This window comes from Streptomyces sp. NPDC020958, from assembly GCF_055562175.1.
In genome coordinates, this window is the sequence record NZ_JBVHFU010000004.1 from 75,170 (window position 1) to 94,153 (window position 18,984).

17 protein-coding genes and 2 pseudogenes are annotated in these 18,984 nt (G+C 71.7%); 12 read left to right on the forward strand and 7 right to left on the reverse strand.

The features are described from left to right. Nucleotides 1-11 precede the first annotated feature (11 nt). Nucleotides 12-854, reverse strand: coding sequence for a MurR/RpiR family transcriptional regulator (locus ACZ3KP_RS14200; RefSeq protein ID WP_132893841.1), 843 nt, complete (start codon nt 852-854; stop codon nt 12-14). Then, the gene (locus ACZ3KP_RS14205; RefSeq protein ID WP_467499404.1) at nt 851-2,359 is read right to left on the reverse strand and encodes an aromatic amino acid ammonia-lyase; all 1,509 of its coding nucleotides are present in this window, start codon (nt 2,357-2,359) and stop codon (nt 851-853) included. The genes ACZ3KP_RS14200 and ACZ3KP_RS14205 overlap by 4 nt, the downstream gene beginning before the upstream one ends. 141 nt (nt 2,360-2,500) lie before the next feature. On the opposite strand from ACZ3KP_RS14205, the pseudogene ACZ3KP_RS14210 reads away from it, so the two are divergent. From ACZ3KP_RS14210 to ACZ3KP_RS14225, 4 genes and pseudogenes are all read left to right on the forward strand, one after another. Beyond that, nucleotides 2,501-3,610: pseudogene (locus ACZ3KP_RS14210) on the forward strand (ABC transporter ATP-binding protein). Continuing rightward, the gene (locus ACZ3KP_RS14215; RefSeq protein WP_467499406.1) at nt 3,607-4,248 is read left to right on the forward strand and encodes an ABC transporter permease; all 642 of its coding nucleotides are present in this window, start codon (nt 3,607-3,609) and stop codon (nt 4,246-4,248) included. The pseudogene ACZ3KP_RS14210 and the gene ACZ3KP_RS14215 overlap by 4 nt, the downstream one beginning before the upstream one ends. 1 nt (nt 4,249) lies before the next feature. Beyond that, nucleotides 4,250-4,947 (forward strand): annotated as a pseudogene (locus tag ACZ3KP_RS14220) (ABC transporter permease). 11 nt (nt 4,948-4,958) lie between these two features. Continuing rightward, entirely contained in the window at nt 4,959-5,888 is a 930-nt protein-coding gene (locus tag ACZ3KP_RS14225; protein ID WP_467499408.1) for an ABC transporter substrate-binding protein, read from the forward strand. Between the two features lie 216 nt (nt 5,889-6,104). Here ACZ3KP_RS14225 and ACZ3KP_RS14230 read toward each other — a convergent pair whose 3' ends face one another. Beyond that, a complete protein-coding gene (locus ACZ3KP_RS14230) occupies nt 6,105-6,749 on the reverse strand; it encodes a ScbR family autoregulator-binding transcription factor (RefSeq protein ID WP_467499410.1) in 645 nt (214 codons plus the stop codon). 866 nt (nt 6,750-7,615) lie between these two features. Between ACZ3KP_RS14230 and ACZ3KP_RS14235 the strand changes: the two genes are divergently transcribed. From ACZ3KP_RS14235 to ACZ3KP_RS14245, 3 genes are all read left to right on the forward strand, one after another. After that, nucleotides 7,616-8,716, forward strand: a complete 1,101-nt coding sequence (locus ACZ3KP_RS14235) for a Gfo/Idh/MocA family protein (protein ID WP_467499411.1) — start codon at nt 7,616-7,618, stop codon at nt 8,714-8,716. Between the two features lie 148 nt (nt 8,717-8,864). Further along, entirely contained in the window at nt 8,865-9,467 is a 603-nt protein-coding gene (locus ACZ3KP_RS14240) for a carbonic anhydrase (protein ID WP_467499413.1), read from the forward strand. 72 nt (nt 9,468-9,539) lie between these two features. Continuing rightward, on the forward strand, nt 9,540-9,947 hold the full coding sequence (locus ACZ3KP_RS14245; protein WP_467499415.1) for a hypothetical protein: 408 nt from the start codon (nt 9,540-9,542) through the stop codon (nt 9,945-9,947). Nucleotides 9,948-9,977: 30 nt separating this feature from the next. On the opposite strand, the gene ACZ3KP_RS14250 is transcribed toward ACZ3KP_RS14245, so the two are convergent. Continuing rightward, entirely contained in the window at nt 9,978-10,739 is a 762-nt protein-coding gene (locus ACZ3KP_RS14250; RefSeq protein ID WP_467499417.1) for an SDR family oxidoreductase, read from the reverse strand. A 146-nt stretch (nt 10,740-10,885) separates the two neighbouring features. Between ACZ3KP_RS14250 and ACZ3KP_RS14255 the strand changes: the two genes are divergently transcribed. Continuing rightward, nucleotides 10,886-11,719: a helix-turn-helix transcriptional regulator gene (locus ACZ3KP_RS14255; protein ID WP_467499419.1), complete on the forward strand. Its 834-nt coding sequence runs from the start codon at nt 10,886-10,888 to the stop codon at nt 11,717-11,719. A gap of 333 nt (nt 11,720-12,052) precedes the next feature. Here the strand turns inward: ACZ3KP_RS14255 and ACZ3KP_RS14260 are convergent, their stop codons facing one another. Beyond that, nucleotides 12,053-13,444, reverse strand: a complete 1,392-nt coding sequence (locus tag ACZ3KP_RS14260; RefSeq protein WP_132894429.1) for a cystathionine beta-synthase — start codon at nt 13,442-13,444, stop codon at nt 12,053-12,055. A gap of 148 nt (nt 13,445-13,592) precedes the next feature. Between ACZ3KP_RS14260 and ACZ3KP_RS14265 the strand changes: the two genes are divergently transcribed. The 3 genes from ACZ3KP_RS14265 (at nt 13,593) to ACZ3KP_RS14275 (ending at nt 17,104) form a co-directional block, all read left to right on the forward strand. Further along, nucleotides 13,593-14,645, forward strand: a complete 1,053-nt coding sequence (locus tag ACZ3KP_RS14265; RefSeq protein ID WP_467499421.1) for an SGNH/GDSL hydrolase family protein — start codon at nt 13,593-13,595, stop codon at nt 14,643-14,645. Between the two features lie 186 nt (nt 14,646-14,831). After that, on the forward strand, nt 14,832-16,052 hold the full coding sequence (locus ACZ3KP_RS14270; RefSeq protein WP_467499422.1) for an acetyl-CoA C-acetyltransferase: 1,221 nt from the start codon (nt 14,832-14,834) through the stop codon (nt 16,050-16,052). Between the two features lie 269 nt (nt 16,053-16,321). Next, on the forward strand, nt 16,322-17,104 hold the full coding sequence (locus tag ACZ3KP_RS14275; protein ID WP_358977134.1) for a hypothetical protein: 783 nt from the start codon (nt 16,322-16,324) through the stop codon (nt 17,102-17,104). Nucleotides 17,105-17,254: 150 nt separating this feature from the next. Here ACZ3KP_RS14275 and ACZ3KP_RS14280 read toward each other — a convergent pair whose 3' ends face one another. Then, nucleotides 17,255-17,566, reverse strand: a complete 312-nt coding sequence (locus tag ACZ3KP_RS14280; protein ID WP_467499424.1) for a hypothetical protein — start codon at nt 17,564-17,566, stop codon at nt 17,255-17,257. A 128-nt stretch (nt 17,567-17,694) separates the two neighbouring features. Between ACZ3KP_RS14280 and ACZ3KP_RS14285 the strand changes: the two genes are divergently transcribed. After that, a complete protein-coding gene (locus ACZ3KP_RS14285) occupies nt 17,695-17,925 on the forward strand; it encodes a DUF4287 domain-containing protein (protein WP_355716349.1) in 231 nt (76 codons plus the stop codon). 63 nt (nt 17,926-17,988) lie between these two features. Here ACZ3KP_RS14285 and ACZ3KP_RS14290 read toward each other — a convergent pair whose 3' ends face one another. Beyond that, nucleotides 17,989-18,849: a Bax inhibitor-1/YccA family protein gene (locus ACZ3KP_RS14290; protein ID WP_132894438.1), complete on the reverse strand. Its 861-nt coding sequence runs from the start codon at nt 18,847-18,849 to the stop codon at nt 17,989-17,991. Nucleotides 18,850-18,984 lie beyond the last annotated feature (135 nt).

An 18,984-nucleotide genomic window follows, 5' to 3' on the forward strand; every position in this document is an offset into this window, starting at 1 on the left:
CTCTTGAAGGCCTACTCGACGAACAGGCCCCGGGCCGCCGCCCGCGCGTCGAACTCCTCCAGGCGGACCTGTGCGTCCGGCAGGTCGTCGCACATCGCCTCCAGGAGCACCCGGCCGAGCAGCATCGGCGCGCACGCCGTGTCGAAGGCGAGCCCGGTGCCGACGGCGGCCGGCAGCAGCAGGTCGGAGACCTTGGCCACGGGCGCGAAGGCGGAGTCGGCGACGGTGACGACGGTCAGCCCGGCCTCCTTGGCGTAGCCGAGGGTGTCCACGACCTCGCGGGGGTGGCGGGGCAGCGCGAAGCAGAGCAGGGCGGAGGCGCCGGCGAGGACGGCCGCGTCGATGCGGTCGTGGATCATCGTGCCGCCCTCGTTGAGCAGCCGGACGTCCGGGTGGACCTTGGCGGCGAAGTAGGCGAAGCCGTACGCCTGGGAGGCGGCGGCGCGCAGGCCGAGCACCGGCAGCGGCCGGGAGGCGGCCAGCAGCCGCCCCGCCTGCTGCACGGGGCGGGGGTCGGCGAGCACCTCGGCGAGGTGCCGGAGGTTCTCGATCTCGGCCTCGACGGCCTGCTGGTACTCGTTGTACGCGCCGTTGCCCGGCGTCTGCTCGGCGGGCACCACCTCGCGCAGGTGCTTGCGCAGCGCCGGGTAGCCGTCGAAGCCGAGGGCGACCGCGAACCGGGTCACGGAGGGCTGGCTGACGCCGGCCAGTTCGGCCAGCTCCACGCTGGACAGGAAGGGCACGTCGGCGGCGCGCCGCACCATGCTGTGCGCGATGCGCCGCTGGGTCGGCGTGAGCCGGTGCCCCTCGAAGAGCGCCTGCAACCGTGTCGCAGGGCTGTCGGTCACGCTCATGACGTGCTCCCCCTCCAGATGTCCGTGAACCGGTCGAGCAGGTCGGCCGCCACCGTGACGTCGTCGGTGAGCGGCCGGTCGGCCGGGTCCGCCTCCAGCGCCGCCTCTGCGAGCTCCAGCGCCAGGCCCGCCCCGAGCCCGGGTTCGGGCCTGAGGTCGCGCTGGCGCAGCGCCCGCACGGCGGCGACGAGTTCGCAGCCGACCACCAGACGGTACGCACGGCAGGCGCGCAGCGTTTGACGGGCGGCGAGCGAGGCGAAACTGGCCTGCTCCTCGACGCCTCGGGAGAGTACAGCGTGCCCGAGGGAGGCGGGCGCGGAGAAGGCGCGCAGGTCGCCGAGGGCGGCGGCCGCGGCGTACTCCAGGATCATCACGCCGGAGGACGCGGCCTCGTGGTCGGCGAGGAAGGGGCGCAGGCGGGTGTAGGCGGGCTCGTTGAGGGTGGACAGGCGGGACGTGGACAGGCGCGCGACCTGGGTGACGGCGAGCCGGAAGTGGTCCAGGGCGAGGGCGAGTTGGGCCTGGTAGAAGCCGCCGTGGTGGTAGGCGGCGAGGTCCTCGACGGAGATGAGGGGGTTCTCGGCGGCGGCGTTGATCTCGATCCCCAGCACCTGTTCGAGGGCGTCGGCGGCGTCGTGGGCGGGGCCGTGGATCTGGGGCAGGCAGCGGAAGCCGTACGGGTCCTGGATCCGGCCGAGTGGCGGGACGGGCCGGTCGGCGGCGCCGATCAGCTCCCGCATCCGGCGGGCGACCTCGGTGCTGCCCCGGTGCGGGCGGGCCGCGTGCACGGGGGCCGCGTACGCCTCGTGGGAGCCGTCGACGGCGAGCAGGGACAGGGCCGCCACCACCTGGGTGGCCTCGATCAGGCCGCGCAGTTCGTGCAGGGCGAGCGCGGACTGACCGAGGGTGAGGGCGTTGCTGCTGATCAGGGCGAGGGCGTCGTTGTTGTCGAGGGGCTGCGGCCCGGGCGGCGCCTCGCCCCGCCAGGGGTGCTCCCCGGCCAGGGCGAGGCCCATCTGCGCCAGCGCCGCGATGTCCCCGGTGCCGACCGAACCGAACTCGTTGACGACCGGGTACGCGCCGGACTCCAGCGCCTCGCACAGGGCGGTGACGACGCTCGGCCTGAGGCCGGCGCCGCCCGCCAGCAGCTGGTTGGCGCGCACGGCGAGCATCGCGCGCACCTGCCGGGCGGGCAGTTCGTCGCCGATGGCGCCGGCGTGGCTGCGCAGCAGCCGCAGGCCGTGTCCGGCGGCGGCCTCGGTGGGCACGTCCTCGCTGCGGTTGGCGCCGACGCCGGTGGAACGGCCGTAGACGCGGCCGGTCGCGGCGATCCGGCGGGCGGCGTCCCAGGACTCCTCCGCGCGGCGCATCGCGTCCGTGCCGGGGACCGGCCGGGCGGTGCCGTCGGCGAGGCGTACGACGTCGTCGACCCCCATGCCGATGCCGTCGAGGACCACCAAACCGGAATGAGCTATTCCGACCTCGTCCACGATGCGAGACGACATCACGCCCAAACTCCCCTCAACCCGGACATCGGACCTTGCTCTTCGGTCATCTGTTACGTCGGATTAACGCCAGATCATTGACAAGCTATTCACACACCAAGAACTCTGCATGACGTTATACAGTCGGGCAAGGGACATCTCATGATCCAGTTCGACGCGGTCCACAAGCGCTTCCCCAACGGCACGACAGCAGTCCATGATCTCTCCTTGGAGATGCCCGAGGGCGGGGTCACCGTCCTGGTCGGCTCCTCCGGCTGCGGCAAGACCACCACCCTGCGGATGATCAACCGAATGGTCGAGCCGACCTCCGGCACGATCAGGGTGAACGGCGAGGACGTCACCCGCCAGGACGCCGCCGAACTGCGCCGCTCCATCGGGTACGTCATCCAGCAGGCCGGGCTCTTCCCGCACCGCACGGTGCTCGACAACATCGCCACCGTCCCGCTGCTGCTCGGCTGGAACCGGAAGAAGGCCCGCGCCCGCGCCGCCGAACTCCTGGAGACCGTCGGCCTCGCCGCCGACGCGGGCAAGCGCTACCCGCACCAGCTCTCCGGCGGCCAGCAGCTGGGGGTCCCCCCACGCCCTTGAGGCAGTGGGGGAGCGTCGGGGTGGCCCGCGCGCTCGCCGCCGACCCGCCCGTGCTGCTGATGGACGAGCCTCCCCCACTGCCCTGAACGGGCGTGGGAGGTGCCCCCAGGCGCCGTCGACCCGGTGGTGCGCAGCCAGCTCCAGGACGAACTGCTGCGACTCCAGAAGGAGTTGAACAAGACCATCGTCTTCGTCACGCACGACATCGACGAGGCGGTCCGGCTCGGCGACCGGATCGCCGTCTTCCGCACCGGCGGCCACCTCGTCCAGTGCGCCCCGCCCGCCGAACTCCTGGCCCGCCCCGCCGACGACTTCGTGGCCGACTTCCTCGGCGCCGAGCGCGGACTGAAGCTGCTCTCGCTGAAGACCCTGGCCGGTGTCCCGCAGGGCCCGGCTCCCGAGGGCGGCGCCTGGACGCTCGTACTCGACGCCGCGCGCAGGCCCCTGCGCTGGGCCTCGACCGCCACGGACGCCGAACTCCCGGTACGGCCGCTGCGCGACGGGGACTCGCTTCTCTCGGCCCTCGACGAGTCGATCGCCTCCCCGGCCGGGCTCGTCGCCCGGGTCGACGCGTCCGGTGCCCTCACCGGCGTCTCCTCGCGCGACGACATCCACGTCCACGCGGGCCGGGCCCACACCGAGGCGCGGACGGTGGCCGCATGACCGTCGACTGGTCGTGGATAGGCGACCACACCGACGATCTGACCAGCCTCACCCTCTCCCACCTCCAGGCCGCCATGACCGCCGTCTTCTTCGGCCTGGTGATCTCGCTCCCGCTCGCGGTGCTCGCCCACCGGGTCCGCCCGCTGCGCGGCTTCCTGCTGGGCCTGTCCAACGTCCTCTTCACGATCCCCTCGATCGCGATCTTCGTCCTGCTGCTGCCGGTCAGCGGCCTGACGCGGACCACCACCGTCATCGGGCTGACCGTCTACACCCTGGTCGTGCTGCTGCGGAACACGGTCGAGGGCCTGGACTCGGTCCCGGCGAAGACCAAGGAGGCGGCGAAGGCGATGGGCACCCGCCCGCTGCGCACCCTGCTCACCGTCGAGTTCCCGCTCGCCCTGCCCGTGATCTTCGCGGGTGTCCGGATCGCCACCGTCATGTCGATCTCCCTCGTGTCCGTCGCCACCTACATCGGCGACGGCGGCCTCGGCCAGCTCTTCACCGACGGCTTCCAGCGCGACTTCCCGACCCCGGTGATCGCGGGCGTGGCGCTCACGATCCTGCTCTCCGTGGTCGCGGACGCGCTGCTGGTGGCCCTGCAGTACGTCCTCACCCCGTGGCGCAGGAGGCGAGCCTGAGATGTTCGAACTCTTCAAGAACCTCGGCACCTGGCTGATCAGCGGCGCCCAGTGGGCCGGCCAGGACGGCATCGCCCACCGCCTCGCCGAGCACCTCCAGTACTCGCTGCTCGCCACCCTGATCGCCGCCGCGATCGGCCTCCCCGTCGGACTGCTGATCGGGCACACCGGCAAGGGCGCGTTCGTCGCCATCAACCTGGCGTCCTTCGGGCGCGCGCTGCCGACCGTCGGCCTGGTCGTCCTGGTCTTCCTGGCGGGCGGCCTGTCCATGCTGCCGGTGTACGTGGCGCTGGTGGCCCTCGCGGTCCCGGCGATCGTCACCAACACCTACGCCGGGATGACGGCCGTCGACCCGGACGTCCGCGACGCCGCCCGCGGCCAGGGCATGCGCGGCCACCAGGTCCTCCTCCAGGTCGAGTTGCCGCTGGCCCTCCCCCTCATCATGACCGGCCTGCGGCTCGCGCTGATCCAGGTCGTCGCCACCGCCACCATCGCCGCGTACGTCTCCTTCGGCGGTCTCGGCCGCTACGTCTTCGACGGACTCGCCCAGCGCGACCTCGTCCAGGTGCTCGACGCGCGGTCCTGGTCGCGCTCGTCGCCGTCGTCCTCGACCTGCTCCTCAGCACCCTCCAGCGCTTCCTCTTCCTCCCCCACTCTCGACTTCGCTCGAGCGGGGGGACCCCCACCCGCACCGCCTAGGGAACCCGAAGATGAACCGTCGCACCCTCCTCGGTGGCCTGCTCGCCGCCGGCTCCGTCCCCGCCCTCGCCGCCTGCTCCAGCGGCATCACCTCGCTGAACGAGAGCAGCGGCTCGGCCGCCGGCGGCGGCTCCAGCAAGGGCGGGATCACCATCGGCACCGCCAACTTCACCGAGAACCAGGTGCTCGGCTACCTCTACGCGGCCGCGCTCCAGAAGGCGGGCGTGAAGGTGAAGGTCCGCCCGAACCTCGGCACCCGGGAGATCGTGATCCCCGCGCTCAGGGCCGGGGACATCGACCTGCTGCCCGAGTACCAGGGCGCCCTGCTCAACTACCTGGCCCCGAAGGACGACTCGTCCGAGCCCGGCACCATGCAGAACGCGCTCACGCTGGCGCTGCCGGCCGGGCTCCAGGTGCTGCCCTACGGTCAGGCCGCCGACTCCGACTGCTTCGTGGTCACCCGGGCGACCGCGCGGAAGTACGGCCTGACCTCCCTCGCCGACCTCGCCCGGCAGAACGGGAAGCTGGTCGTCGGGGCCGCACCCGAGGTGAAGAAGCGCCGGGTGGGCGCGGTCGGGCTGCGAGAGGTGTACGGCGTCGAGTTCAAGGAGTTCAAGTCGCTCGACTCGGACGGCCCGCTGGTCAAGGGCGCGCTGAAGAAGGGCGACGTGGACGTGGCGAACCTGTTCACCACCGACACCGACATCGCGGCCAACGGCTGGGTGGTGCTGACCGACCCCAAGAACCTGATCCCCAGCCAGCACATCGTGCCGCTGATCGCCGACCGCAAGGCCGACGACACCGTCCGCAAGGCCCTCGCCCGGCTCGGCAGCATCCTCACCACCGACCAGCTCACCCAGCTCAACAGCCAGGTCGACAACGACAAGAAGGACCCGGAGGACGTGGCGAACGCCTACGCCAGGCAGCACGGCCTGGCCTGACGACAGGGCCGGGCCGGACGGCGGGGTTCGGGGCGGCTCAGACAGCCCCCGCCTTCTCGTCCGCCGTCGTGCGCGCCGTGGTCCTCAGGGGTGCGTCCGGGGCGCTGTCGGCACCGGGTCGTACGGCGCCGCCGCGGACCCGTCGACGAGGTGGGCCGCGCCTCGGCACCTGCCTCGGCATCCAGGAAGCGGGCGGGTCACGAGGGGGCGGGCGTTCTACTCGACGGTCGCCGGGGGTTGTCCGGCGACACGGGCGCTGCCCTCGGGGTGGAAGCGGCCCAGCCTGCGCGGCGGCACGATGCTGGGCAGCAGCAACTGCCACATCAGGGTCGTCCGCTCGGGGAGGTCCTTGCGCCCGCACAGCACCTGGGAGCTGAGCTGGAGCCCGGTCCAGGAGCCGACGATCAGTGCGGCCAGCCGCTCGCAGTCGATGTCGGCCTTGACGTCACCGCGCTGCTGGGCCTCGGCCAGACACTGGCGGAAGATCTCGATCCACTTCGTGTACGGCTCACTGACGATCCCGGTCTTGGAACTCTGGTCGGTCACCAGCCGGATGCCCGCGCGCACCTGGACGTTCTCCACCAGCTGCCGTGCCATGCGGTGCAGTATGTCGATGACGGACTGCACACCGAGACCGCCGACGTCCGCGACCGAGTCCAGGACGGAGAACTGCTCGTCGATGAGGACCTGGGCCAGCTCCTCCTTCGACGTGAAGTGGAAGTAGAGAGCCCCCTTCGTCACCCCGGACTCCTTGACGATGTCGCCGAGGGTCGTGCCGTGGTACCCCTCCGCGTCGAAGGCGCGCGCGGCGCCTTCCAGGATGGCGGCACGGGTGACCTCCGCGCGTTCCTGCCTGGCCATGGTCCAACCCCTTCACTACGCGTTCGGAGCTGTCGCCGCGTCGTCCTCCCCTCGGGTAGATCGCGGCCCACTCCTGGTCACAAGTTTGCCTGCCCTCCATACAAAAAACCAACTAACTGGTACTGTTTTTCGCGACGCTTCTCCCGCCCCCCAGTGCGTCCATCTCGACGTTTGTGGAGGTCAGACAGACTCCGCGTCGTTCGCCGTTCCGGAGCTCTCCCTTCAGCCAGTCCCCCGCGCGGCAGCGTCGGACGTGCAATACGACGGCACCCTTTCCTGCCGCGCATTCGCCGAGTATTCGTTTCAATTCCGCTTCCCGATCGGCACGTTCGACCGGATTCACTGGCCGGAGTCAGCAACCCCTCAGGGGTCCCGGTTTCTCCGCGCACACCGGTCGGCAACTGACGGATCATCGGATCCGGAGGGGCCCTCTCGAGGGCGGAACGGAACGTTCCGCGCCAGAAACCGTCGAGATCCCCTCAAGCAAGGGCTCGCAAAATCTACGCCAGCAGGGCATCTGAACTGCATATATTCCTCTCTTGACGCTCACCTCGCGGGCCGCCGTCGACCTTGACAAACAGGTCAGGTGGTTTTTTACTGCAGGGGTGCGTCGCGGAAGCGGTCTCAGCCACCGCGGTCGACGGGGGTGTGGTCCATCGTGCGATGACATCCGCTCGGCCCTTGGGAAGCCGTGTCCGTCAATCGGCGTGCCATTGCGGGATTTCTCCGCGGCGCGCCCCGTGAAGACCGAGCCACGTCCCCGATGTGACGACGAGTCACGCTCCGACGCGTGTCCGCGCGCGACGGTCGCGCGGACCGGTCTGATCCACAGAGCGGAATCCACTCACTACGAAAGAGGTTGCACCGTGGCGGACAGGATCCGAGTGGGAGTCGTCGGCGCGCACGCCGAACGGGGCTGGGCGCGGGGCATCCATCTGCCGGCGCTGTCGGCGCTGGACGACTTCGAGATCGTCGCCGTAGCCGGCACCAGCGGCGGTTCCGCGCGGGCGGCGGCCGCGGTGTGGGGCGCCGGGCGGGCCTACGACGACGCCCACGCCCTGCTGGCCGACCCGGACGTCGAGCTGGTCACCGTCGCCGTGCAACTGCCGCGCCGCGACGGCCTGGTGGAGGCCGCGATCGAGGCGGGCAAGCACGTCTACTGCGAATGGCCGCTGGCCCGGGACGCGGCGACCGCCGAGCACTTCGAGGCGAAGGCACGGGCCGCCGGGGTGCGGCACGCGGTGGGGCTGCAGAGCAGGAACCACCCGGCGGTACGGCTGCTGCGGGACCTGCTGGCGCAGGGGCTGATCGGCGAGGTGCTGTCGGCGTCGCTGCTGTACTCGCTGAGCACCCCGGAGGTGTGGTCGACGCGGTACGCGGCCCTGTTCGACCGGACGCAGGGCGTCAACCACGTGGCGGTGGTCGGGGGCCACTCGCTGGACATGTTCCAGTACGTCGTCGGTGAGTTCGCCGAGGTCTCCGCGACGCTCACCACCCGGATCGACCGGGTGACGATGGAGGAGACGGGCGAGCGCATCGAGGTCACCTCGCCGGACCAGATCGTGGCCGGCGGCCTGCTGCGCTCGGGCGCGGCGGCGTCGGCGCACTTCATGACGGGCGGTCCGCGCGGTGACGGCTTCCGTATCGAGGTGCACGGCCGGGCCGGCCGGCTGGTCCTGATCTCCTCGGACGACTCGCTGGTCGGCCCGCGGTTCACGCTGACCCACGCCACGGCGAACGGCACGCCCGCGGTGGAGGTACCGGTGCCGGACGCCTACCGGCCGCTGCTGCCCGGGCCGCCCTCGCCGGTGAGCAACGTGGCCCAGGTGTACAGCGACCTCGCCGCCGCGATCCGTACGGGAGACGCGTCCGGCCCGGACTTCACCACTGCGGTACGCACCCACCGCCTGCTGGACGCGATCAAGTCGACAGCGGAACACGGCCACCGCGAAACCCTCGCCCCCTGACCCACCGGTCATGGCACTCTGGCGCCCCTCCGTGCCGGGTATCGCGCGGTCGATGATACGGCCAAGGATCGTTAAATAGGAACAGAGAGTAACGTTTCCGCCGCGTACAGTGATGAAGCTCGACAGGCACCCCACCTGAGGAAGCGTCATGGCCTCGAACCCCCGGGCCCTACCGGCGGCCACCGCCGTCGGCGCACCGGCCGCCGCCCGCTGCTCGACCAGCGCCGCCCTCGACGAACTGCTGGAGGGCAACCGGCGCTACGCCACCGGACGCGCGCGCCGCGGGCGTATCTCCGCCCAGCGGCCCTTCGCCGTCGTCCTGGACTGCATCGACTCCGGGATCCTGCCCGAGCTGGTCTTCGACCAGGACCTCGGCGACCTGCTGTGCATAAGGACGGCCGGGCAGGTGCTGGACGAGGCGGTGCTCGGCTCCATCCAGTACGCGGTGGCCGAACTGCGCGTCCCGCTGGTCGTGGTCCTCGGCCACGAGGGCTGCGGGGCGGTCGCCGCCACCCTCGGCCGGCTCCGCACCGGTGCGCCCGTCCCCGGTCACCTGCAGCTCCTCGTCGAGGAGATCGCCCCGGCCGCCCGCCGCACCAGGGCGCTGCCCGGGGACTGGGCCGCCCACACCGTGCGGGCCCACGCGGTGTGGGTGCGGGACGCGATCCGGGCGGACTCCGCGTTCGCGGGGGCGTCGGTGGTCGCGGCGCGGTTCGACCCGGCCTGCGGCCTCGTGTCGCTGCTGCCCTGAGGGGCGGCCCCCGGTGCGATGCGGGGGCTTTCCCCAGTGCGCCCGGCGTCCCGGCTGCCTACCGTGGGCCCCATGACGGACGCGCGTGACACCGATCTGAAGAAGGACCTCGCCGCCACCCTGCACGCCCGCGGGGACCTGGGGCCGGAGTACGAGTCGGAGCTGGTCGACTCCTTCCTGGAGAAGATCGACAGCCGGATCGACGGCGCGGTGGAGCGCCGGCTGCGCAGGGGCCTGGCCGAGCAGCAGATGCAGGCGGCCCGCGGGGCCCGGCGGCCCCGGGGCACCGACTCCTGGGGCGAGCGGTTCGGCTTCGGGATCGTCTCGCTGGTGATGGCGATCCCGCTGTCCGCGATCGGCGGCGCGTTCGCGGGCATGACCGGCCTGATCGCCGCCTGGGTCGGCATCGTCGGCGTCAACATGGCCCAGGCGGTCCGCCTCAACCCCGGCCTGTTCCGCGGCCCCGGCCGCGAGGACTGAGCCGGCCTCCCCCGGTCGTACCGCGCCCGGTCAGGCCTGACGGGTCGGCAGGACGACGACCTGGCTCAGGTTGACGTGCCGGGGCCGGCTGGTCACGTAGCCCACCAGGTCGGCGAGGTCCGCGGCGGCCAACGAGACCATCTGCGCCAGCATGCCGTCGACCTGCGCACGCCCCTCGGCCGACCCGATGTGGTCGGCCAGTTCGGTCTCCGTGAGGCCCGGCTCGACGTTGGTGACCCGCACGTCACGCGGCCCGAACTCGGCGCGCAGCGCCTGCGAGAGCTGGGTGACGGCGGCCTTGGTGGCGCTGTACACGGCGTAGGTGGGGAAGACGAGGTGCGCGCCGATGGACGAGATGTTGACGAGGTCGGCGGTACGGCCCCGCGCGGCGGCCGCCACCAGGTCCCCGGTGAAGGCCCGCAGCACCCGCAGCACGCCGGTCACATTGGTGTCGATCATGCGCTGCCACTCGTCGAGGCGGCCGTCGTCGACCGGGTGCGGCAGCATCACACCGGCGTTGTTGACGACGAGGTCCACGGTGCCGAAGGTCTCGTGCACGGCGTCCGCCGCCCCCTGCACGGAGGCGTCGTCGGTGACGTCGGCGGTCACGGCGAGGGCCTCGCCGCCGGCCGCCCGGATCTTCGCCACCACCGCCTCCAGCCGGTCGGCGCGGCGGGCGAGCAGCGCCACCCGGGCGCCCTCCTCGGCGAGCCGCAGGGCCACGGCCTCCCCGATCCCGCTGGCGGCTCCGGTGACGACGGCGGTACGGCCGGACAGGCTGTCGTACGACATGAGGTGCTCCCTGGTCGGTGCCGCCGGGTCGGTCCCGGTGGCGTGTCTCCACCCTCGACCGGTCCGGCGGCCCTACCCAGGGCGACGCTTTTCCTGGGTCCACCAGTACCAGGTTGGGCGGCGGCCGCTCCCCTACGATCGACCCCATGGACGGGGACCTCGGAGACTTCCTGCGCTCGCGCCGCGCCCGCATCCGGCCCGAGGAGGTGGGGCTGCCCTCGTACGGGCGGCGCCGCGTACCGGGGCTGCGCCGCGAGGAGGTGGCGCAGCTGGCGGGGGTGAGCGTCGACTACTACATCCGGCTGGAGCAGGGGCGGGGGATCAGCGTCTCCGACGCCGTGCTGGACGCGGTCGCGCGGGTGCTGCGGCTGGACGAGACCGAGCACGCGTATCTGCGTACGGTGGCTCGCCCGCAGCCGGGCAGGGGTGCCCGGCGCCCCTCGGCGCCGCGGGTGCGGCCCGGGGTGCAGTTGCTGCTGGACGCCATGGAGCGGTCCCCGGCGTTCGTGCTGGGCCGCCGGATGGAGGTGCTGGCCTGGAACGCGCTCGCCGACGCGCTGCTCGGTTTCGGCGCGCTGGACCCGGCCGCCCGCAGCATGCCCCGGATGGTCTTCCTGGACCCGGCCGCGGCCGACCTCTACCCCGAGTGGGCGGCGATCGCCGCGCAGACCGTCGCCAACCTGCGCATCAGCGCGGGCCTGCACCCCGACGACCCCGCCCTGACCGCCCTGGTCGGCGAACTCTCCGTCAAGAGCGCGGACTTCCGCAGGCTGTGGGCGGACCACGAGGTCAAGGCGTGCGCGTACGGCGTGAAACGCGTCCGGCACCCGGTGGCGGGCCTGCTCACGCTGCCCTACGAGACCCTGACGGTGCCCGAGGACCCGGACCAGACGCTCGTCGCGTACACACCCGAGCCGGGCTCGGAGACGGCGGAGCGGCTGGCGCTGCTCGGCAGTTGGCGGGCGACGACGGCGGGCTGAGGCCGCCGGGAGGTTTGTGCGCGGGGACCGCCGCACCCCCTTGACGGGGGGCGGGACGACGGCGGTCCCCGCGAGGGACGCTGACCGGGTCAGGGCCGGGTCTCACGTCCGGCGTCCATGGAGGTCCGGGAGCCGCTCCGGAGGTCCTTGGACGTTCGGCGCCGGCTGGGGCGGGGAGCCGCTCCCGCCCTGCCGACACCCACTAATGTGCCGGACCCGTGTTAAGCGTGTGCTGCGTGTACGTGACACGCTCGTACCACTTCCGCGAAGTCCACCACCTCGCCGGGGAAACGGGAAGTCCCGCCGGTTCACGGGCCGTTCACCGTGGATTCGCTACTGCTTCCCGCCCTTGGCGAGGAACGCCAGCAGGTCCTGCCGGCTGACCACGCCGGTGGGCTTGCCCTCGACCAGGACGATCGCCGCGTCCGCCGAGCCCAGCACCGTCATCAGGTCCCCGACCGGCTCACCGGAGCCGACCTGCGGCAGCGGGGCGCACATGTGCTTCTCCAGCGGGTCCTCCAGGGAGGCACGCTTGCTGAACAGCGCGTCCAGCAGCTCCCGTTCGACGACCGAACCGACGACCTCGGCGGCCATCACGTCCGGGTGCCCGGCGCCCGGCTTGACGACGGGCATCTGCGAGACGCCGTACTCGCGGAGCACCTCGATGGCCTGGCCGACGGTCTCCTCGGGGTGCATGTGGACGAGGGAGGGGATGGCGCCGGCCGCCTTGTCGCTGAGCACGTCGCCGACGCGGGCGCTGGGGCCCTCGTCCTCCAGGAAGCCGTAGTCGGCCATCCACTCGTCGTTGAAGATCTTGCTGAGGTAACCGCGGCCGCTGTCCGGGAGCAGGACGACGACCACGTCGTCCGGGCCGAGCCGCTCGGCCACCCGCAGCGCGGCCACGACCGCCATCCCGCAGGAGCCGCCGACCAGCAGGCCCTCCTCCTTCGCGAGGCGCCGGGTCATCTGGAAGGAGTCCTTGTCGGACACCGCGACGATCTCGTCGGCGACGGTCCGGTCGTAGGCGGTGGGCCAGAAGTCCTCACCGACGCCCTCGACGAGGTACGGCCGTCCGGAGCCGCCGGAGTACACGGAGCCCTCCGGGTCCGCGCCGACCACCCGGACGCGTCCTTCGCTGGCGTCCTTCAGGTAGCGCCCGGTGCCGGAGATGGTGCCGCCGGTGCCGACGCCCGCGACGAAATGGGTGATCTTCCCTTCGGTCTGCTCCCACAGCTCGGGGCCGGTCGAGTGATAGTGCGAGAGGGGGTTGTTGGGGTTGGAGTACTGGTCCGGCTTCCAGGCGCCCGGCGTCTCGCGGACCAGCCGGTCGGAGACGTTGTAGTACGAGTCCGGGTGCTCGGGGTCGACGGCGGTCGGGCAGACCACGACCTCGGCGCCGTACGCGCGGAGCACGTTGATCTTGTCGGTGCTCACCTTGTCGGGGCACACGAAGATGCACTTGTAGCCCTTCTGCTGGGCCACGATCGCAAGCCCCACGCCGGTGTTACCGCTGGTCGGCTCAACGATGGTGCCGCCCGGCCGCAGCTCCCCGCTCTTCTCGGCGGCCTCGATCATCCGCAGCGCGATGCGGTCCTTCACGGACCCGCCCGGGTTGAAGTACTCGACCTTGGCGAGCACGGTGGCCGAGATGCCCTGGGTGACGCTGTTGAGCCTCACGAGCGGGGTGTTGCCGACGAGGCTGATCATCGAGTCGTGGTATTGCACCGTTGTCTCCGGTCGCTTGCATACAGGTGGTCCTGGTGGTGCGGCCAGCCTACGGGGCATGCCGGAGGTTCACTCCCTGTTGAGATTGGCGGACGGGCGGTACGGGGCAAGGAGTGGATGGACGGCAACGAGGAGGTGGCGGCGACGCATGACGAACATGTCGAGGGCGCGGGTGGCCCGGCGGATCGCGGCCGGTGCGGCGTACGGCGGAGGCGGGATCGGGCTGGTCGGCGCGGCCGCGGTGGGGCTGGTGCTGGCCGAGGTGCGGATGGCCCAGGCGGCGGTGCACAACGGCCACAGCGGCGGACGGGTGCCGACCGCCGACGGCCGGTACGGCGTCGGATACGACGCGGCCGGTGAGCCGCCGCTGCGGCTGACCATGCTGGGCGACTCCACGGCTGCGGGCCAGGGGGTGCACCGGGCCGCCCAGACGCCGGGCGCCCTGCTGGCGTCGGGCCTGGCGGCCGTCGCGGAACGCCCGGTCGACCTCACCAACGTGGCGCTGCCCGGCGCCCAGTCCGACGACCTCGACCGCCAGGTGGCACTGGTCCTGGCCGCCGGCTCGCCGGTCCCCGACGTCTGCGTGATCATGATCGGCGCGAACGACGTCACGCGCCGCATGCCGCCCACCCGCTCGGTCCGGCACCTGTCGGCGGCGGTCCGCCGGCTGCGCACGGCCGGCGCCGAGGTGGTGGTCGGCACCTGTCCCGACCTGGGCACGATCGAGCCGGTACGGCAGCCGTTGCGCTGGCTGGCCCGGCGGGCCTCCCGGCAGCTGGCGGCGGCCCAGACGATCGGCACGGTGGAGCAGGGCGGCCGCACGGTGTCGCTCGGTGACCTGCTGGGCCCCGAGTTCGCGGCGAACCCGCGCGAGCTGTTCGGTCCCGACAACTACCACCCCTCCGCGGAGGGCTACGCCACGGCGGCGATGGCCGTACTGCCCACCGTCTGCGCGGCCCTCGGCCTGTGGCCGGCGGAGGAGGAGCGCCCCGACGTCACCCGCCGCGAGGGCTTCCTCCCGGTGGCCCGCGCCGCGGCGGAGGCGGCAGCCGAGGCCGGCACCGAGGTCACGGCGGCCATGCCGACGGGCCCGCGTGGCCCCTGGGCCCTGCTGAAACGCCGCCGGCGCCAGCAGGTGGAGCCGCTTCCGTCCGACCAGGCTTCCGGGGAGGCGAGGTCGAGGGCGGGTACAGCCGAGTAGGGGGCGGTGCCGGTGCGGGCGGGGAGCCGAGTCGTGATCAGTCCGCCCGCGCACGACGACGCACCCCCAGATGGAAAGCAAGCGCTTAGAAAGTGCGGTCAGTGTCACACTCCGACACCGGTGACCGATGAGATACGTACAGGTAACTTCCGAAGCGGCCCTGCCGACCCCCTCATTGGAGCCGTGATGCCCGAAGCCGTCATCGTCTCGACCGCCCGTTCCCCGATCGGCCGTGCCGTCAAGGGCTCCCTGAAGGACCTGCGCCCCGACGACCTCACCGCGACGATCATCCAGGCCGCCCTGGCCAAGGTCCCCGAGCTGGACCCGAGGGACATCGACGACCTGATGCTCGGCTGCGGCCTCCCCGGCGGCGAGCAGGGCTACAACCTCGGCCGGATCGTCGCCGTGCAGATGGGCATGGACCACCTGCCCGGCACCACGATCACCCGCTACTGTTCCTCGTCGCTGCAGACCAGCCGCATGGCCCTGCACGCGATCAAGGCCGGCGAGGGCGACGTCTTCATCTCGGCCGGCGTCGAGATGGTCTCCCATTACGCCAAGGGCAGCTCGGACGGCCTCCCGGACACCATGAACCCGCTCTTCGCCGAGGCCCAGGAGCGCACCGCCGCCACCGCCGCCTCGACCGGCTCCACCTGGCACGACCCGCGTGAGGACGGCCTGCTCCCCGACCCGTACATCGCGATGGGCCAGACCGCCGAGAACCTGGCCCGGATCAAGGGCGTCACCCGCCAGGACATGGACGAGTTCGGCGTCCGCTCCCAGAACCTCGCCGAGGAAGCCATCAAGAACGGCTTCTGGGAGCGCGAGATCACTCCGGTCACCCTCCCCGACGGCACGGTGGTCAGCAAGGACGACGGCCCGCGCGCCGGCGTCACCCTGGGGGGCGTCGCGGGCCTCAAGCCGGTCTTCCGCCCCGACGGACTGGTCACCGCGGGCAACTGCTGCCCGCTCAACGACGGCGCCGCCGCGGTCGTCATCATGAGCGACACCAAGGCCCGTGAGCTGGGCCTCACCCCGCTCGCCCGCATCGTGTCGACCGGTGTCACCGGCCTCTCCCCCGAGATCATGGGCCTCGGCCCGGTGGAGGCGAGCAAGCAGGCCCTGCGCCGCGCGGGCCTCACCATCGACGACATCGACCTGGTCGAGATCAACGAGGCGTTCGCCGCCCAGGTGATCCCCTCCTACCGCGACCTGGACATCCCGCTGGAGAAGCTGAACGTGAACGGCGGCGCCATCGCCGTCGGCCACCCCTTCGGCATGACCGGCGCCCGCATCACCGGCACGCTGATCAACTCCCTCCAGTTCCACGACAAGCAGTTCGGCCTGGAGACCATGTGCGTCGGCGGCGGCCAGGGCATGGCGATGGTCATCGAGCGCCTGAGCTGACCTCTGAGTGACCGTCACGGAACCGACCGTGACGTTACGGCCCGGTGTTCGAGAAACCCCCGAACGCCGGGCCGATTTGTGATCCAATCTCCCTCAGGATGTGACCTATCTCCCTCGCGGAGGTATCACAGCAGGTCAGAGCGGAGCACCGAGAGACCCCCGGACCAATTCCCTGTCCGTTTCGTGACGTTACGCACTGACAGCTTGGTAGTCCGCCCTTCAAGCTGATGTAGGAAGTCGGGGGTCGACTTTGAACCAGGAGTACGTCAGTGAGCGCCATGCCGATCGCCTTGCTGCTCACCACGGCCGCCACGGGCGCCGTGGGCGTCGCTGTCCTGCGCACCGTACTGAAGCTGCGCCGCCAGCTCGCCGAGCTGCACACCCAGCTTGCCCAGAACCAGGCCGCCGCCATGCGCGCCCTGCTGCCCGCCGCCCGTAGCCACACCGACGCCGAGGCGATACGGGCCGCGGTGGCGGAGGCGCTGGCCGAGGAGCGGGAGCGGGAGCTGGCCGAGGCACGTGCCTTCTGGGCCGCGCAGGAGGCCCGCGACACGTCCGACGCGCCGTCGCTGCTGGGCCTGGCGGACGGCGAGCTGTTCCTGCCCCGGCAGGCCGACTTCGTCGGGCTGGAGCCGGTCGCCGAGCCGGCGGCGGAGCCCGACGAGTTCACCGGGGACTCCCCCGAGCTGGCCGCGGCACGGCGCCGGCACCCGTCCCACCCGGACTTCGTACCGGTGCAGTCGCCGATGGTGAACGACCACGAGCGCACGGTCGCGACGCTGGAGCAGCTCGCCGAGTCCCAGATCGAGCTCTCCGACGTGCGGCCGGGTCCGCTGGGGACGCTGGACGTCTATGTCTTCGCCGACGGCACGACCCTGTGCATGACGCCGGGGCACCGGGAGACGGCGGAGCGGTTGGCTGCCGCCCTGGGCGCCGGGGAGACGCCGTACCTGCTGGGCGGGTCGGGGATCTCGGGCGCGTACACGCTGACGTTCGCGTGCGGCGAAGAGAACGTGTACATCCTGGCGGACCGCGTCATAGCGTCGCTCTGAGGGTCCGGGGTGCGTCGTCGAGTGCGGCGCCATCGTGGCCGGTCGCACAGTTCCCCGTGCCCCTTCAGGGGCGTCGACGTGAGCGCCCCTGAAGGGGCACGGGGAACTGTGCGAGCAGCCCCCACGCACCCGCACCCTGGAACGCTCGGCTCACACCCCCGCCCTCTTCTGCGCGGCCTCCACCATCCGCACCGCGTCCCCGACCTCGGCGTCGCTCTCCAGCACCACCGCCAAGTCGTTCCCGGCCACCGTGATTTGGTCGGCCACCGCGAACATCCCCGCGTCCGGCATCTCCCGGACCGTGCCGCCCGGCTCCTCCAAGGACTGCGCCCAGTCGGCCAACTGCCGGGCCAGCGCCAGCGCCTCCGCGGCCGCCCCTCTCTGCAAGCGACTCTGGGGCGCCGCCCTCAACTTGTCGGCGAAATGCTCCACGGCACGGGTCAGAGGCGTCGTATCAACCACGCCGCGAGCGTAACGCGTCCCGTCGGCTCTTCGGCCAGGACGCGTCGCGACTGTTGCCAACGCGCCAACACTCAGGCACGGTGACGTGAAGGACCGGCTACAACCCCCTTTGCGCACCGGAGGCGCCGATGTCCCAAGTCTTCTCCGAGGAGACCCATCGCAACATGCTCGCCCGCATCCCCCACTGCACCGGTCGTGAAGTGTCCGACTGGCTGCGCACCGTCGACGAAGGCCCGTCCCTCTTCCGCTTCGAGGAAAAGGTCAGCTGGCTCCGCCACGAACACAACCTCGCCTACGGCCACGCGAAGGCGCTGATCCACGAGTACGACCTGAGGAGGGCGGCGCGCAAACTCCTGTAGGCGCCCACAACAGACGGCGAAGGGCCCCGGGGCGGTGCCCCGGGGCCCTTCTCGGCTCACTGGCTAGTCGTTACTGCTGAAGATCGCCACCAGGCGCAGCATCTCGACGTAGATCCACACCAGCGTCATGGTGAGGCCGAACGCGGCCAGCCAGGCCTCGTTCTTCGGGGCGCCGTACGCGATGCCGTCCTCGATCTGCTTGAAGTCGAGGGTCAGGAAGAAAGCGCCGAGCAGGATCGCGATGATGCCGACGATCGCGCCGAGCGGGCCGAAGCTGCGCAGCCCGCCGTCCCCGGCGACGCCGAACGCCACCAGCAGCAGGTTGACCGCCATGACCAGCACGAAGGCGATGGCGATGGCCATGCCGATCCGGGCGTAGCGGGCGGTGACCCGGATCCAGCCGGCCCGGTAGACCAGCAGGGTGGCGGCCGAGACCGCCATGGTGCCGAGCACCGCCTGGAACGGGGCGCCGCTCCACTGGCTGTTGTACATCTCGCTGATGACGCCGAGGAAGACACCCTCGAACGCGGCGTAGCCGAGGATCAGCGCGGGCACCGGGGTGCGCTTGAAGCTCTGGATCAGGGCCAGGACCATCGCGACGATCGCGGAACCGAAGGCCAGGCCGAAGCTGGTGCTGGAGACCGGCAGCAGGGCCCAGGCGAGGACCGCGCCGACGGCGACCGTGCCCAGCGTCATGGCCGAGCGCAGGACCACGTCGTCCATGGTCATGCGGCCGGTGGTGGCCGGGGCCTGCGGCGGGGCGCCCTGCTGGACGTCCGCTTGGGCGTAGGGGTTGTTCGCGTACGGGTTCTGCGCGTACGGGTTGCCCTGTGCGTACCCGGCCTGCGGCGCGGCGTTGAAGCCCGCGTAGCCGTTGTCGCGGCTGAAGCCCCGTCGCGAGAAGACCGGGTTGCTGCTCCTCATTTCACTCCTCCATAGCCACCGTGCGTGGCCTTGGCGTCAAGAGTAATGGATTGGCAAAAGTCTGCCATGCTACCTGGGGAGGATCTTTCCCCCGCCGTGCTGCGCAACACGCCGTGCGGACCCCTCATTCCCGGC